The sequence below is a fragment of the Deinococcus actinosclerus genome, from assembly GCF_001507665.1.
In the GTDB taxonomy this organism is placed as follows: domain Bacteria; phylum Deinococcota; class Deinococci; order Deinococcales; family Deinococcaceae; genus Deinococcus; species Deinococcus actinosclerus.
The window spans coordinates 2,992,079-3,007,435 of sequence record NZ_CP013910.1 but is presented as its reverse complement, the minus strand read 5'-3'; the positions used below and the strand labels follow the sequence as shown (position 1 = coordinate 3,007,435).

Here is a 15,357-nt window from a genome sequence, read left to right as displayed (position 1 = left end):
TGCCAACGAAACAGACGGAATCCATATGACCCGCCGCCAATCCTGCATTCTCCCCACCCGTCCGGGGGGAGGGTGTGGGGTTTTCGTGAGCACCCGGCGGGTGGGGTAGACTGCCCGCACCATGAAAGTCAACCCTCGGTCGGCCCTGACGGGACTCCTCGGTCTTTCGCTGCTTGCCGCGTGCGGGCAGACCCCGGCCGGCGGCATGCTGAGCGCGCAGGGCGGCGCGGGCAAACCGGCCACGGGCCTGACCTCGGTCGCGGCGCGCGCCTTCGTGCCGAACCCCGTGCAGACGACCGGCGACCAGTCCCTGACGGACGGGAAGGATAGCGCCGCCGCCGTGCCCGCCAGCGCGTACTACCCCGTCACCCTGACGAACCTCGACGGCAGCGGGTACCTGAGCGGCGACTACGCGAAGGTCGTCACGGAGACCGGCACGCCCGTGTACGGCAGCGGACCGTTTAACTTCACCCGCGATCAGGACGGCTTCGAGCAGGTCATGGCGTACTTCTGGGTGACCGAGGCGCAGAAGTACATCCAGTCGCTGGGCTTCGGCAGCGAACTGCCGCCCGTGAACAGGCGGCAGCAGGCGCTGAAGGTCAGCCAGTACGGGATCGACAACTCGTACCAGAACGACCAGCCCGACATCATCCGCCTGGGCAAGGGCGGCGTGGACGACGCCGAGGACGGCGAGGTCATCGTGCACGAGTACGGGCACGCGGTGCACAACGCGCAGGTGCCGGGCTTCGGGACCAGCCTGGAAGCCGGGAGCATCGGCGAGGCGTTCGGGGATTACCTCGCGCTGACGGTGGCCGATTCGGTGGCCCGGGCCAACGGAGCGCCGGTCAGGACGCCCCTGCCGTGCCTGATGGACTGGGACAGCACTTCGTACACCAGCGCGCCGCACTGCATCCGCCGCACCGACACGGACAAGAAGTACCCGCAGGACGTGCGCGGCGAGGTGCACGCCGACGGGGAGATCTGGTCCCGCGCGCTGTGGGACATCCGCCAGGGGCTGAAGGACGTCCGCAAGGCCGACCGGATCATCATCAACGCGCAGTTCCGCTTTGCACCCGACACCACCTTCGCGGCGGCCGCGCAGCACACCGTGGACACCGCGCAGGTGATGTACGGCGCCCAGGCGGCCGCCACGGTGAAGGCGGCCTTCGTGGACCGCGGCATCCTGAAGTAGGGCGTCCAGCAGCGGTCACCGCCGCAGATGTCGGGTGCGTGGCGGGGCGAGTGGCATACCCAATGGCAGAGGTCTTGAGGGTCATCTTCAGGGCCTCTGAAGGCTATGGCTGGAGCGAGGAGACTGCGTTATCCGGTTCCCGGCTTGACTGCGATCAAATAGCGACTTGCATTCCAATGTGTTCTGCTGTAGGCTAAATCATTCGTAGGTATTCGTTGGTGGGGCGGTGGCGTGGCGGACGCCCGCCACACCTGCCGCAGATCGCAGGCGGGCCCCCCACTGCCCCGTCCCCCGCACACCACAGGAGCGCTCATGCCCACGTTCACCGCCACCCTGACTCTGCACGGCAAGACCGCCACCGGCCTGAGCGTCCCCGAGCACGTCATCACAGAACTGAACTCGGGCCGCCGCCCGTCCGTCCACGTCACCCTGAACGGCACGCACAGCTACCGTTCCACCCTGGGCGTCATGGGGGGACAGACCCTGCTGCCCGTCAGTGCCGAACACCGCGCCGCTGCCGGTCTGAATGCCGGGGACACCGTGACCGTCACCCTGACGCCCGACGCCGCCCCACGCGAGGTGACCCTCCCCACCGACCTGCAATCCGCCCTCGACGCGCAGCCCGGCGCCCGGGACGCCTTCAGCCAGCTCAGCCCCAGCCGCCAGCGGGAACACGCCCGGCAGGTCGAGACGGCCAGGGCAGACGCGACCCGCACCCGCCGCATCCAGGCCGTCCTGGCCAGCCTCACGCACACCTGATCCCTGGAGGTCACCCATGTTCACCCTGCACCCCTACCTTGGCTTTGATGGACAGGCCCGCGAGGCCCTGGAGTTCTACCGGTCCTGCCTGGGCGGCACCCTGGACCTCATGACCGTCGCGGACTCCCCGGTCGCCGCGCAGATCCCGGCGCACATGCAGGAGTTCATCCTGCACGGCAGCCTCACGAGCGGCGCCCTGACTCTGAGCGCCTCGGACATGACCGAGGACGTGGGCCGCACCCACAGCGTCACCCTGGCGCTGACCACCCACGACCTGGGGCACGCCCGGCAGGTCTTCGGCTCGCTCTCTCAGGGCGGCGCGGTCACGCACCCCCTGAGCCCCTCGTTCTGGGGCGGCACCTTCGGGCAGCTCACCGACCGCTACGGGCACCACTGGATGATGAACGTCCTCCCCCAGCCCGGCTGATGCGCGCCGTCACCCCGTTTCTGATGTTCCAGGGACAGGCCGCGCCCGCCCTGGCGCTGTACCTGACCCTGCCTGGCGCGCGCCTCCTGCACCGCCAGGACACCCCGGAAGGCCGCGTGCAGATGGCCGAACTGGAGCTGAGCGGGCAGCGCGTGCGCGTCACCGACTCGCCCGTCCCGCACGCGTTCACGTTCACGCCGTCCACGTCGCTGTTCCTCGACTGCGACACCCGTGAGGAATTCGACCGGGTGTGCGGCGCGCTCGGCGCGGGCGGCGAGTACCTCATGCCCCCCGACGACTACGGCTTCAGTGTCCGCTTCGCGTGGCTGAACGACCCGCACGGCGTGTCCTGGCAGGTGAACCTCCCGGCATGAACTGGACCCTGGAAGTCATCGTGGTGCCCGTCACGGACCTCGACCGCGCCCGCGCCTTCTACGCCGACGGGCTGGGCTTTCACGTCGACCACGACACCGTGCGCGGCGGCCAGCGCCTCATCCAGTTCACGCCGCGCGGCTCCGGGTGCAGCGTCGTGATCGGCTCCGCGCTGCGGCCCATGCCGCCGGGCACCCTCCGGGGCATGCAGCTCGTCGTGAACGACCTGCGCGCCGCGCACGCCGAACTGCTCGCGCGCGGCGTGCCCGTCTCCGACATGCAGGTGCGCGGCGGCCCCACCCCCCGCCCCGCCACGCCCGACGACGACCTGAACTTCGTGGGCTTCCTGTCCTTCCAGGACCCCGACGGCAACGGCTGGAGTGTCCAGCAGATCACCGCCCGCCCCTGAATGTCGGAGGTGCCCCCCGCATGCGTCCCCTGATCGTCTGTAATTTCGTCACGCTGGACGGCTGCTACGAGGACGCCACTCGCACCCTCGCGCCGCTGTTCGAGTACCAGCACCCCGACTACCACGCCGACGACGGGTTCGATCACGCCACGCTCTCGCTGCTGGAGCGCGCGGGCACGCTGCTGCTGGCCGGGCGCGAGTCCGCGCGGAACAACCTGCGCTACTGGCAGGGCGTCCTGACCGATCCGGGCGCGACCGACGTCCGCCGGGCCTTCGCGCGCCGCATCGCGCAGATCGAGGTGGTCATCGTGTCCGACCACCTGACCCCCGACGACCTGACCGCCTTCCCGAACGCCCGCGCCGTCCGCGTGGCCGACGCGCCCGACACCGTCCGCACCCTGAAGGGCCAGCCGGGCGGGCCGCTGCTGATCCTCCTGAGCCGCCTGCTGTGGAACGACCTGCTGGCCCGCGGACTGGTGGACGAACTGCACCTGACCACCTTCCCGCTGCTGGCCGGGCCCGGCGGCACGCCGCTGTTCACGGGCCGCCCCCCGGTGCAGTTCCGCCTGATCCGCTCGGAGACCTTCCCCGGGTCCGGGAACGTGCTCAGCGTGTACGACGTGACCCGCACCGCAGCGGCGGGCGGATGAAACTGCTGCTGACCTCCGGCGGCGTCACGAACGCCAGCATCCACGCCGCGCTGGTCGAGAGGCTGGGCAGACCCACCGCCGAGTGTCACGCGCTGTGCATTCCCACCGCGCAGCACGGCCACCCCTGGTGCACGCCCGGCAGCGCGTGGCGCTTCGTCGCCGGACGCAGCCCCGCCCCGATGGTGGACCTGGGCTGGGCCAGCGTGGGCCTGCTGGAACTCCTGGCCCTGCCGCACCGGCCCCGCGAGCAGTGGGAGGCGTGGGTGCGCGCCGCCGACGTGCTCCTCGTGGACGGCGGCGACGCAGCGTTCCTGACCCACTGGCTGCGGCAGACCGGACTGGCCGACCTGCTCCCCGAGCTGAAGGACACCGTCTGGGTGGGCGTGAGCGCGGGCAGCATGGCCCTGACGCCCCGCATCGGTTCACAGTTCGTCTCGTGGGCCGGGGCGGACGGCGACGACCGCGGGCTGGGCCTCGTGGACGTCCCGATCTTCCCGCACCTGAACTACCCCGACTTCCCCGACAACCGCATGGCGAACGCCGAGGCGTGGGCCGCGCAGATCGGCGGGCCCGCCTACGCCCTGGACGACCAGAGCGCCCTGCAAGTGGTGGACGGCGTGACCCAGGTCATCTCGGAAGGGGAGTGGCGGGCGTTCCCGTGACCGCCACCTCACCGCCTCCGTCCGCCTGAACCGGCCCTCCCGGTGCAGGGGTGGGGGCGGGTATCCTCGCGGTATGACCGCGCCCGACTCCCTTTCGCGTGATGTGCTGCTCACCTGCCCGCTGGACTGCCCGGACGCCTGCCGCCTGAAGGTGACGGTGGGCCGCGACGCGCCGGGCGGCCCGGAGCGGATGCTGAAGGTGACGGGGGACGCCGCCCACCCGATCACGAGGGGCTTCGCGTGCGCCAAGACCGTGCATTACCCGGCCCGCGCGAACCACCCGGACCGGCCGCTGTACCCCCTGAAACGCGTGAACGCGAAGACGGAGGCCGAGCCGGTCTGGGCGCGCGTGACCTGGGACGAGGCGCTGGACGACATCGCCGCGCGCCTGCGCACCCTGCTGGACACGCGCGGGCCCGGCAGCATCCTGCGCTACAACTACGCGGGCACGATGGGCCTGATGGAGGGCACGCACGTGCATGCGCTGTTCCGCGCGCTGGGCGCCCCGGAACTGGACGAGACGATCTGCGCCACGGCGGGCACCGAGGCCTGGAGCCTGGGTTACGGCACGCGCTTCGGGGTGGACCCGGCGGACGTGGCGCACGCGCGGCTGATCGTGCTGTGGGGCATCAATTCCCTGAGTACGAACAGTCACCTGACGCCGCACCTGACGGCGGCCCGCAAGGCCGGGGCGCGGATCGTGTGCGTGGACCCGTACCGCAACCGCACGGCGGCCTTCGCGGACGAGCACCTGAAGATCATTCCCGGCACGGACGCCGCGCTGGCGCTGGGCGTGATGCACGAGCTGTTCGCGCACGGCTGGACGGACGAGGCGTACATCGCCGAGGCGACCACCGGCGTGGGGGAGCTGCGCGAGGCGGCCCGCGAGTGGACGCCCGAGCGCACCGCCGAGGTCACCGGGCTGGACGCGGACGTGATCCGTGCGTTCGCCCGCGCGGTCGGCACGACGCGGCCCACGTACTTCCGGGTGGGGTACGGCATGACCCGCCACGAGCACGGCGGCACGAACCTCCGCGCCGTGACGCTGATCCCCGCGCTGACGGGGGACTGGCGGCACCGGGGTGGGGGCTGCACCCTGAGCAACAGCGGCGCGTTCCGGCTGAACCGTACCCGGCTGGGAGCCGCGCACCTGATCCGCCCGGACGCGGCGCGCGTGAACATGAACGAGTACGCCGCCGCCCTGCGCCCGGAACGGGGCTTCGGGGCCACGTTCATCTACAACTGCAACCCCGCCGTGGTCGCCCCGGACGCCGGGCGGGTCCGCGCGGGCCTGCAACGCGACGACCTGCTGGTCGTCGTGCTGGAACAGGCCATGACCGAGACGGCGCGGCTGGCCGACTACCTGCTGCCCGCCACGACCTTCGCCGAGCACGCCGACGTGTACACCAGCTACGGCCACCACTACCTGGGGTACAACCCCGCCACGCTGGACGCCCCCGGCGAGGCGCGGCCGAACTCCTGGGTGTTCCAGGAACTCGCGCGCCGCCTAGGCGTCACCGAACCCAGTGTGTACTGGACGGTGGACGAGCTGCTGGAGGAGCTGCTGGCCAGTGACCACCCCCTCGTGGCGGGCATCACCCCCGAGAGATTGAAGGCCGAGGGCAGCGTCCGCCTGAACCTCCCCGACGGGTTCCTGCCGTACGCGCACGGCGCGGAGACGCCCAGCGGGAAGGTGCAGCTCAGCCCCGCGCCCGCGCACCGTGAGCCCCTGGCGGGCCTGAACGCCGAGTACCCGGTGCGGCTGCTCACGCCGCCCGCGCATCACTTCCTGAACAGTACCTACGGGAATCTGGCGAACCTCAACCGCGCCGAGGGGGGCGAGCCGCACCTGCTGCTGCACCCAGGTGACGCGCAGGCGTCCGGCGTGACCGACGGGGCGCTCGCCACGCTGACCAGCGAGATCGGCAGCGTGCAGCGCCGCGTGAAGGTCACGGACGCCGCGCAGCCCGGCGCGGCCATCCTGGAGGGTACGTGGTGGGGCCTCAGCGCGCCGGACGGGCGCAGCATCAACGAGCTCACCGCGCAGACCCTCACCGACCTGGGGGGCGGCAGCACCTTCCACAACACCCGCATCCGCATCGAACCCGCTTAAGGAGGTAAGGCGTGCGCCCCCTGATCGTCACCGAATTCGTGTCCCTGGACGGCGTGTACGAGGAACACTCGCCGTGGCGCGCGCCCTACGACCCGGACGACGGGCCGTTCAAACGCGACGAGCTGTTTGCCAGCGGCGCGCTGCTGCTGGGCCGCACCACCTACGAGGAATTCGCCGCGTACTGGCCGACCGCGACCGGTGCGTTCGCGGACCGCATGAACGCCCTGCCCAAGTACGTGGCGACCTCCCGTCCCGGCCCGCTGGCGTGGAACGCCACCGCGCTGGGGCCGGACGTGGTGGCCGACGTGCAGGCCCTGAAGGCTCAGCCGGGCGGCCCGCTGCTCGTGTACGGCAGCGGCACCCTCGCGCAGACGCTCCTGAGGCACCGACTGGTAGACGAACTGCGCCTGATGGTCTTCCCGCTCGTGCTGGGGCGCGGCAAACGGCTCTTCGACACACTGGAGCACCTGCCCCTGCCCCTGCTCGCCACGCGGGACCTGGGCGCGGGCGTCCTCCTGCTCACGTACGGCCCGGCGCGCACATGAAGACCGTGCTGATCACGGGTGGCAGCCGGGGCATCGGCGCGGCCACCGCCCGCCTCGCCGCGCAGGCCGGGTACGCGGTGGGCCTGAGCTACCGCCAGGACGCCGCCGCCGCTGCCGGGATCGTCCAGGAGATCGAGGCCGCCGGGGGCCGCGCGCTGGCAGTCCAGGCCGACGTGGGGGACGCCGGGGACGTGGAACGCCTCTTCGACACCGTGCAGACCGGACTGGGCGGCCTGCACGCCCTGGTGAACAACGCCGGGACGCTGGAACGGCAGGCGCGTGTGGACGAACTCGACGCGGCGCGGCTCCAGCGGGTGCTCACCACGAACGTGATCGGTGCGTTCCTCTGCGCGGGCGCGGCTGTCCGGCGGCTCTCCACCCGGCACGGCGGGCCGGGCGGCGTGATCGTGAACGTCTCCTCCCGCGCGGCCGTGCTCGGCTCGGGCGGCGAGTACGTGGACTACGCCGCCTCGAAGGGCGCCGTGGACACCCTGACCGTCGGCCTGGCCCGCGAGGTCGCCGCCGAGGGCGTCCGCGTGTGCGGCGTGCGCCCCGGCCTGATCGACACTGCTATCCACGCGCTGGGCGGCGAACCGCAGCGCGTGGCGCGCCTCGCGGGCAGCGTCCCCCTGGGCCGCGGCGGCACGCCCGACGAGGTCGCGCAGGCCGTCCTCTGGCTGCTCTCGCCGCAGGCGGCGTACGTGACCGGCACCACCCTCGACGTCAGCGGGGGGCGTTAGGGCGCCCCGGTCAGCCCCCCGCGACCAGCGCCTTCCAGCCGTCGGGGTCCTCGCCGACGGTCAGGTGCTTCCCGGCGCGCACCAGTGGCAGCCGCAGCAGCTCCGGATCGTCGATGATCCTGGCGATCACGCCGTCCTCGGTGGTGCGCAGGTACGCAAGGTTGCTGCGCTCGTACGCCTTGCCCTCCAGGTCCAGCAGGGCGTTCAGGCCGAACTTCTGCACGAAGCGGCTGAGCTCCACCTTGGCGATGGGCCGCTCCTTCAGGTCCACGAAATGGATCTTGATCTTACGTTCCTTGAAGAAGCGCTCGGCGGCGCGGGTTTCCTTGCTCTTGCGCGTGCCGAACACCTGCACCTGCAACTCACTCATGCCCCAAGTGTAGAGGCAGCGCTGCCGGGCGCCGCGTGAGACCCCCACCCGCAGCCGGATGGGGGGGCGGGTTCAGGCGAGGAGCATCCCGGCCAGGGTGCCGCTCAGCAGGTTCGCGAGCGTCCCGGCGGCCACGGCGCGCAGGCCCAGCTGGGCGATGTCGGCGCGGCGGCTGGGGGCGAGGCTGCCCAGGCCGCCCAGCAGGATCGCGAGGCTCGACAGGTTCGCGAAGCCGCACAGCGCGAAGGTCACGATGGCCTCCACCTTGGGCGTCACGCTGCCCGCCTTGAGGGTCTGGGCGAATTCCACGAAGGCCACGAACTCGTTCGTGACGAGCTTCTGCCCGATGAAACTCCCGGCGGTCGTGGCGGCCTCCCACGGCACGCCGATCAGGAACGCCAGCGGCGCGAACAGGTAGCCCAGCAGCAGCTGGATGCTCAGGTCCGGCAGGCCCGCCAGCCCGCCCAGCTGCCCGATGATGGCGTTCAGCAGCGCGATCAGGCCGATGAACGCGATCAGCATCGCCCCGACGTTCAGCGCGAGGCCCAGGCCGCTGCTCGCGCCGCGCGCCGCCGCGTCGATCACGTTCACGGGCCGGCCCTCCGGGTCCTCGGGAATATCGCCCTTGTAGTCCTGGGTGGGTTCGGTCTCCGGGAAAATCAGTTTCGCCATGAGCAGCCCGGCGGGCGCGGCCATGAACGACGCGGCGATCAGGTAGTCCAGCCGCACGCCCAGCAGCGAGTACCCCACGAGCACGCTGCCGGCCACGCTGGCCAGTCCGCCGACCATCACCGCGAACAGTTCCGAGCGGGTCATGCGGTCGATGAAGGGCCGCACGACCAGCGGCGCCTCGGTCTGCCCCACGAAGATGTTCGCGGTGGCCGACAGGCTCTCCCCGCGGCTCGTCTGCAGCAGGCGGCTCAGGCCGCCGCCCAGGAAGCGCACGACCGCCTGCATGACGCCCAGGTGGTACAGCACGGCGATCAGCGCGCTGAAGAACACGATGATGGGCAGCACGCCGAACGCGAAGATGAACCCCGCGCCCTCCAGCTGCCCGTTCGTCAGGTTCCCGAACACGAAATTGATGCCCTGCTGCGCGTTGTTCACGACGCCCTGCACGGCGCCCGACACGGCGTCCAGCGCCCGGCGGCCCAGCGGCCAGCGCAGCACGATCAGTCCGAAGGCGATCTGCAGCAGCAGCGCCAGTCCCACGGTGCGCCAGTTCACGGCGCGGCGGTTCACACTCAGGAGGAGGCCCAGGCCGATCAGTACGGCCATGCCTCCCAGACCCCAGAAAACGTCCAGCATCCCATCAGACTATGGGGCGCGTCTGATGGGAGCTTGAGGACAGCGTGACCGGACCTGAAGGCGAGGTGAAGAGAGGGCTATGCGGGTCAGTTCGCGTAGAACCCGAGGTCGTGGTCACCGCTGACCGGGAGGCCCAGGTGGTCGTAGGCGTGCGCGGTGGCCACGCGACCCCGGGGCGTGCGCTTGATGAAGCCCAGCTGGATCAGGTACGGCTCGTACACGTCCTCCAGGGTCAGGCTGTCCTCGCTGATCGCGGTGGCCAGTGTGTCCACGCCGACCGGGCCGCCCGCGAAGCGGTGGATCAGGGTTTCCAGGTACTTCTTGTCGCGGTCGTCCAGACCCGCGCTGTCCAGGCCCAGCTTGTCCAGCGCGTCCTGCGCGCGGGGCAGGCCGATGGTCGTCTCGCCCGCCACGTCGGCGTAGTCGCGCACGCGCCGCAGCAGCCGCTTGGCGATGCGCATGGTGCCGCGCGCCCGGGCGCCGATCTCGACGGCCGCCTCCTCGTCCAGCCCGAAGCCCAGCAGGCGGGCGTCGCGTAACAAGTTCACGCCGATCTCGTCGGGCGTGTAGTACTCGAGGTGCTCGATGATCCCGAAGCGGCTGCGCATGGGCGCCGTGATCAGGCCCGGGCGGGTGGTCGCGCCGACCAGCGTGAAGCGCGGCAGCGGCAGCTCGATGGTGCGCGCGGCCGGACCCTGCCCCAGCACGATGTCCAGCTTGAAGTCCTCCATCGCGGGGTACAGGTGCTCCTCCGCGACGCGGCCCAGGCGGTGGATCTCGTCAATGAACAGCACGTCGCCTTCTTCGAGGCTGTTCGTGAGGATCGCGGCGAGATCGCCGGGTTTCTCGATGGCCGGGCCGGAGGTCACGCGGATGTTCACGCCCAGTTCGTGCGCGATGATGTGCGCCAGGGTGGTCTTGCCCAGCCCGGGCGGGCCGAACAGCAGGGTGTGGTCGAGCGCCTCCTTGCGGCCGCGCGCGGCCTGGAGGTACACGCCGAGTTTCTCCTTCAGTCGCGCCTGCCCGACGTAGTCCGTCAGGGTCTTGGGCCGCAGGGCCGCGTCGAGCGGTTCAGTCATAACAGAGAGTCTAGCGCAAGTTCGCTGTCAACGGAATACGCCGGGGCGGTTTCAGCCTCAGCGCCCCGCGTACTGGCGGATCAGCCCCGGTAGATCCCGCTCCAGGTCACCGCCCACCACGTCCAGGTTCCCGTACACCCGCACGAAACGGCCCTGACCGTCCACGACACTCACCTGATCCCCATGAATGCGCGCCGCCACCGACGCCGCCGCGCCCACCTGGACGGCATTCGCCGCGCCACTGGACGTCTTCCCCTGCTCCATGTCCATATGCGCGCTGTGGTCCTCTGCGGGCATCGGAGCCACGTTCGCCACGAACATCTCCCGCGCCGCTGCGTCGATCGTCCCCGGCTTCCCGGTCAGGCCGGTGAACGCCGGATCGAAGCGGTTCAGGTACTCGCGCATCACGCCGGGCGTGTCGTGCCCGGGGTCCACCGTGATGAACTGCACCTGCACCCGCGACCGCTGCTCGGGGCTCAGCGCCGCGTACATGTTCTTCAGGCTCGCCAGCGTCGCCGGGCACACGTCCGGGCAGCGCACGAACCCGTAGAACACCAGCCGCATCCGCCCGTCCGAGGCGGCCAGCGTCGTCGCCTGGCCCCGGTCGTTCACCAGCGCCAGCGCCGGAAGTGCCTTCGGAGCGTCCAGCGCCTCACCGGCCGTCACGCCCGGCGCGGCCCGCCGCATCACCAGTAACCCGCCCAGCACCGCCGCGACCACCAGCAGCGCCGCCGTCACCCATCTCGAGACACCCGTCATGCCCGCAGGGTAGGGGAGAGGCGCGGGGTGACGTGTCCCCCGGAGGCCGACGCACGACCACTGCCCTGCCCCGACAACGCGAAAGGGACGCCCTCGCAGGCGCCCCCCTCTGCCTTGTGCCGGGTGTTACCAGGCGTAGAAGATCGCAACGATCAGCAGCCACACCACGTCCACCAGGTGCCAGTACAGGCTGGCGGGGGTGATGGAGCCGTGGTTGTACTTGTCCATCTTGCCGGTCATGGACTGGTAGTAAGGGAGGGCGACGCCGGTGCCGCCGATCAGGATGTGCAGACCGTGCAGACCCACGATGGTGAAGAAGCACGCCTGCCACAGGTTCTGCTTCCAGTCGCTTTCCACACCGAACAGGCTGAACTCGTACACCTGGAACAGCATGAACAGCGCGCCCAGCACCAGCGTGACGAACAGACCCAGGCGGAAGCGGGTGAGCTTGCCGTGGTGGTTGTCCTGCTCGGCGCGGTGAATCACGAACGAGGAGCTGACCAGGATCAGGGTGTTCAGCGCAGCCAGCCAGATGTTCGGGCGCAGCGCGGGCGGCTCGGCGAAGCCCGACACGCGCAGGTACACGTACCCGGCGATCAGCACGCCGAACAGGCCGACTTCGCTGATGATGAACCAGGCCATGCCCATGAAGCCGTTGTCGTACTTGGTCAGGTGGTGGTGCGCGACCGGCACGGCGTATTCACGGGTGCCCGCCCACTTGAACAGGCTGTACAGGAACACCGGGAAGCTGAGGTACAGCACGACCGTGGCCAGCTTGAACGCGAAGCTCGCGTCCGCGAAGGGCTGCAGGCCGGTGCCCGGGTGGTAGTTCGTGAACCAGCCGAAGCTCAGGCCGTAACCCATCAGCAGCAGGCCCACGGCGGTCATGAACGGCCAGATGCTGTCCTGCGGCAGGTGAATGCTCTTGGGGTCCACCGGCGTGAGGGTCTCACCGCTCTGCTCCCAGTCGTACAGGGGACGCTCGGTGGGGAAGGTGGTGGGGAAGTCGTGCGCGAAGTTGTAGGGCTTGGGCGGGCTGTCCGCCGTCCACTCCAGCGTGAAGCCGCCCCAGGGGTTGGGGGAGGCCGTGGCGGGCTGACGGAAGCTCTGAAGCATGTTCCACACCCACACGACGCCGCCGGCCAGCAGGGTCAGGGCGCCCAGGGTGGAGATGAAGTTCAGTTCCGTCCAGGCGAAGTTCCCGGCGGGGTAGGTGTAGTACCGGCGGGGCATGCCCAGCAGACCCAGGATGTACTGGGGCAGGAAGGTCATCCACGAGCCGATCATGAACAGCCAGAAGTGCGCCAGGCCCAGCTTCTCGTTCAGGAAGCGGCCGGTCATCTTGGGCCACCAGTAGTACAGGCCGCCCATCGCCAGGAACGCGGTGCCGAACATCATCACGTTGTGGAAGTGCGCCACCACGTAGTACGACATCGTGACCTGGTAGTCGAAGGGAATCAGGCCCAGCGAGACGCCGGTGATCCCGCCGATCAGGAAGTTGAAGATGAAGCCCACCAGCCAGTAGGTGGGGGTCTTCATGATGATCCGCCCGCCCCACAGGGTGCCGATCAGGTTGAAGATCTTCACGCCGGTCGGAACCGCCACGATCAGGGTGGCGATCATGAACGCGATCTGCCACGCCTCGGGCAGGCCCACGGCGAACATGTGGTGCACCCACACCAGCAGGCTGACGAGCACGATCCCCAGGATCGAGTAGACCATCACGCGGTAGCCGAACAGCGGCTTGCGGGCCATGGTGCTGGCGATCTCCGCGCCGATGCCCAGGTAGGGCAGCAGCATCACGTACACCGCCGGGTGCGAGTAGAACCAGAAGAACTGCTGGAACATGACGGGCACGCCGCCGATACCGGGGTTGAACATGCTGATGCCCAGCTTCAGTTCCAGGTACGTGACGAGCGCGGCGGCGGTCAGGCCGCCCAGCGACACCAGCTGCAGCATGGAGGTCGCGAAGATGCTCCAGGCGAACACCGGCATCTGCCACAGGCTCATGCCCGGGGCGCGCATGTTCACGACGGTGGCCGCGAAGTTCGCGCTGCCCAGCAGCGACGCGATGCCGTTCAGGGTCAGGGCCACCATCAGCACGGCCACGCCGGTCTGGTTGGCGTCGACGCTCAGGGGGTAGTAGAAGGTCCAGCCGACGCCGGGCGCGCCGCCGTTGGCGAGGCCCAGCACGACCAGGATCAGGCTGAAGATGAACAGCCACACCGCGAAGGTGTTCACGCGCGGCAGCGCCACGTCCCGCACGCCCAGCTGCAGCGGCAGGAACCAGTTCCCGAAGCCGAACAGGCCGATCGGGATCAGGAAGAAGAAGATCATCAGCGCGGCGTGCATGGTCAGCACCTGGTTGTAGGTGTTGCCCACCAGGAAGGTGTTGTCCGGCACGGCCAGCTGCAGGCGGATCAGCACCGCGAGGATCCCGGCGATGGCGAAGCCCAGGATGCTGGTCGAGATGTAGAGCGTCCCGATCTTTTTGTGATCGGTCGTCATCATGTAGTCCTTCAGGACGGCCCAGAGGCCCGGACGGGCCCCGGACTCCTGAACGGGGGCATGCTGGACGGTCACTGGTTGCCTCCGTTGGGCGCGCCGTTCACGGGCGTCCCCTTCCAGTAGTCCGCTTCTTCCGGCAGCTTGAGGCTGCGCAGGTAGGCGGCGATGTCATCGATCTCGGCGTCGGTCAGGGTGCCGCCCTTGGCCATCTTGCCCTGCACCATGTACTCGCCGCCGTCGTAGCGGGGCATCAGGCTGCCGGGTTTGACCACGGGGCTGTGCTTGAGCCAGGCGTGCAGTTCCTCGGCGGCCTTGGCGTCCGTCCACTGCGCGTCGGTCATGGCTTCCCACATGCCCGCGCCCAGGGTGCGGCGCGTGCCGAAGAAGCTCAGGTCCGGGCCGGCGACGCCCGCGGCGGGCGTGCCCTGCACGCGGTGGCAGCTGGCGCAGGCGATCGCGCCCGTGCTGGCCTTGCCCTGCATGAACAGCGCGAAGCCGCGCGCCTCGGCGCTGCCGGGGGCGGGTTCGGGGGCGCGGTAGGCCTTCATGGCGGCCAGGGTGGTGTTGTACCGATCCTGATCGAGTGCGACGACCTTGTAGCGCATGTTGGCGTGGCTGGCCCCGCACAGCTGCGAGCAGTTGCCCTGGTACACCCCGGCGCGGTCGGTGTCGACCTGCCAGGTCTTCTTCACGCTGGGCATCGCGGCGCGCTGACCGCCGATGTTCGGCGCCCAGAATCCGTGGATGACGTCGCCGCTGGTGATGGTCAGCGCCACGGCCTCCTTGGTGGGCATGATCAGCTCGTTGCCGTTGGTGACCACGCCGCCCGCGTCACTGGTGACCTCGGGGTAGGAGAAGTTCCACCAGAACTGCCGGGCCAGCACGTCCACCTTGGTCGCCTGGTTGGGCGTGGGGTTCAGCACCGCCATGCTCTTGACGGTCAGCACGCTCAGCAGGATCACGATCACGACCGGCACCGCGACCAGGATGGTCTCGAGCTTGTTGTTCCCGTGGAACTGGGCGGGCGGGGCGTCGTGCTTGTCTTCACGGAACTTCTGCACCGTGTAGAACAGCGCGTACGACACGCCGATGAAGATGATGATGGACAGAGCAATCGCCCAGATGCTCATCCAGAAGATCTCCCGGTTGTAAGCGGATGACATGTCCCCGATGGTCAGGGACTGGTTCACCTGCTGGCAGCCGGTCAGTAGAGTCGCGCCCAGGATCGCCGCGATGGGCAGGGCCTGCCGGACTCGCCTCCGTGTGCCGCTGTGGCGGTGTGTGGTGGTATTCAACGTCACTCCTTTCCTCTGCTTGCAGTCTAAAGCGTCACGCGGGGGTGCGCATGACGCTGGGCCGCCACTCGCGGTCAGCGTTCAAGCATACCGCCCACATTCTACCGACCGGTCAGGCATACCCCCCATGAGACCAGATGAGTCTCGGGCAAGTGTCCTGACCTTTCTC

At 69.7% G+C, this 15,357-nt stretch carries 16 protein-coding genes; 10 read left to right on the top strand and 6 right to left on the bottom strand.

The features are described from left to right. The first annotated feature begins 121 nt into the window (after window positions 1–121). From AUC44_RS14765 to AUC44_RS14720, 10 genes are all read left to right on the top strand, one after another. Window positions 122–1,192, top strand: coding sequence for a M36 family metallopeptidase (locus AUC44_RS14765; RefSeq protein WP_062159399.1), 1,071 nt, complete (start codon window positions 122–124; stop codon window positions 1,190–1,192). A gap of 312 nt (window positions 1,193–1,504) precedes the next feature. Continuing rightward, window positions 1,505–1,951 (top strand): YdeI/OmpD-associated family protein, encoded by a 447-nt coding sequence (locus tag AUC44_RS14760; RefSeq protein ID WP_062159398.1) that lies wholly within the window; start codon window positions 1,505–1,507, stop codon window positions 1,949–1,951. 16 nt (window positions 1,952–1,967) lie between these two features. Beyond that, window positions 1,968–2,378, top strand: a complete 411-nt coding sequence (locus AUC44_RS14755; RefSeq protein ID WP_062159397.1) for a VOC family protein — start codon at window positions 1,968–1,970, stop codon at window positions 2,376–2,378. Then, window positions 2,378–2,752 (top strand): VOC family protein, encoded by a 375-nt coding sequence (locus AUC44_RS14750; RefSeq protein WP_062159396.1) that lies wholly within the window; start codon window positions 2,378–2,380, stop codon window positions 2,750–2,752. The genes AUC44_RS14755 and AUC44_RS14750 overlap by 1 nt, the downstream gene beginning before the upstream one ends. Beyond that, the gene (locus tag AUC44_RS14745) at window positions 2,749–3,159 is read left to right on the top strand and encodes a VOC family protein (protein ID WP_062159395.1); all 411 of its coding nucleotides are present in this window, start codon (window positions 2,749–2,751) and stop codon (window positions 3,157–3,159) included. Before AUC44_RS14750 ends, AUC44_RS14745 begins: the two co-directional genes overlap by 4 nt. A 20-nt stretch (window positions 3,160–3,179) precedes the next feature. Further along, window positions 3,180–3,809, top strand: a complete 630-nt coding sequence (locus tag AUC44_RS14740; protein WP_062159394.1) for a dihydrofolate reductase family protein — start codon at window positions 3,180–3,182, stop codon at window positions 3,807–3,809. Beyond that, a complete protein-coding gene (locus tag AUC44_RS14735) occupies window positions 3,806–4,471 on the top strand; it encodes a Type 1 glutamine amidotransferase-like domain-containing protein (RefSeq protein WP_062159393.1) in 666 nt (221 codons plus the stop codon). Before AUC44_RS14740 ends, AUC44_RS14735 begins: the two co-directional genes overlap by 4 nt. A 73-nt stretch (window positions 4,472–4,544) precedes the next feature. Beyond that, window positions 4,545–6,584, top strand: a complete 2,040-nt coding sequence (locus AUC44_RS14730) for a molybdopterin oxidoreductase family protein (protein ID WP_062159392.1) — start codon at window positions 4,545–4,547, stop codon at window positions 6,582–6,584. 11 nt (window positions 6,585–6,595) lie between these two features. Continuing rightward, entirely contained in the window at window positions 6,596–7,129 is a 534-nt protein-coding gene (locus AUC44_RS14725) for a dihydrofolate reductase family protein (RefSeq protein ID WP_062159391.1), read from the top strand. Beyond that, window positions 7,126–7,869: an SDR family oxidoreductase gene (locus tag AUC44_RS14720; RefSeq protein ID WP_062159390.1), complete on the top strand. Its 744-nt coding sequence runs from the start codon at window positions 7,126–7,128 to the stop codon at window positions 7,867–7,869. Before AUC44_RS14725 ends, AUC44_RS14720 begins: the two co-directional genes overlap by 4 nt. A 10-nt stretch (window positions 7,870–7,879) precedes the next feature. On the opposite strand, the gene AUC44_RS14715 is transcribed toward AUC44_RS14720, so the two are convergent. The 6 genes from AUC44_RS14715 to coxB form a co-directional block, all read right to left on the bottom strand. After that, window positions 7,880–8,239: an ArsC/Spx/MgsR family protein gene (locus tag AUC44_RS14715; RefSeq protein ID WP_197408552.1), complete on the bottom strand. Its 360-nt coding sequence runs from the start codon at window positions 8,237–8,239 to the stop codon at window positions 7,880–7,882. A 72-nt stretch (window positions 8,240–8,311) separates the two neighbouring features. Further along, a complete protein-coding gene (locus tag AUC44_RS14710; RefSeq protein ID WP_197408551.1) occupies window positions 8,312–9,547 on the bottom strand; it encodes a NupC/NupG family nucleoside CNT transporter in 1,236 nt (411 codons plus the stop codon). Between the two features lie 86 nt (window positions 9,548–9,633). Beyond that, window positions 9,634–10,626 carry a Holliday junction branch migration DNA helicase RuvB gene (gene ruvB / locus AUC44_RS14705; RefSeq protein WP_046843537.1) on the bottom strand — a complete coding sequence of 331 codons (993 nt, stop codon included), beginning with the start codon at window positions 10,624–10,626 and terminating at the stop codon, window positions 9,634–9,636. A 57-nt stretch (window positions 10,627–10,683) separates the two neighbouring features. Then, window positions 10,684–11,385 (bottom strand): SCO family protein, encoded by a 702-nt coding sequence (locus tag AUC44_RS14700; RefSeq protein ID WP_062159389.1) that lies wholly within the window; start codon window positions 11,383–11,385, stop codon window positions 10,684–10,686. A 126-nt stretch (window positions 11,386–11,511) separates the two neighbouring features. Then, window positions 11,512–13,968, bottom strand: coding sequence for a cbb3-type cytochrome c oxidase subunit I (locus AUC44_RS14695; RefSeq protein WP_062159388.1), 2,457 nt, complete (start codon window positions 13,966–13,968; stop codon window positions 11,512–11,514). Further along, window positions 13,965–15,188, bottom strand: coding sequence for a cytochrome c oxidase subunit II (gene coxB / locus AUC44_RS14690; RefSeq protein WP_417926349.1), 1,224 nt, complete (start codon window positions 15,186–15,188; stop codon window positions 13,965–13,967). Before coxB ends, AUC44_RS14695 begins: the two co-directional genes overlap by 4 nt. Between the last annotated feature and the right edge of the window lie 169 nt (window positions 15,189–15,357).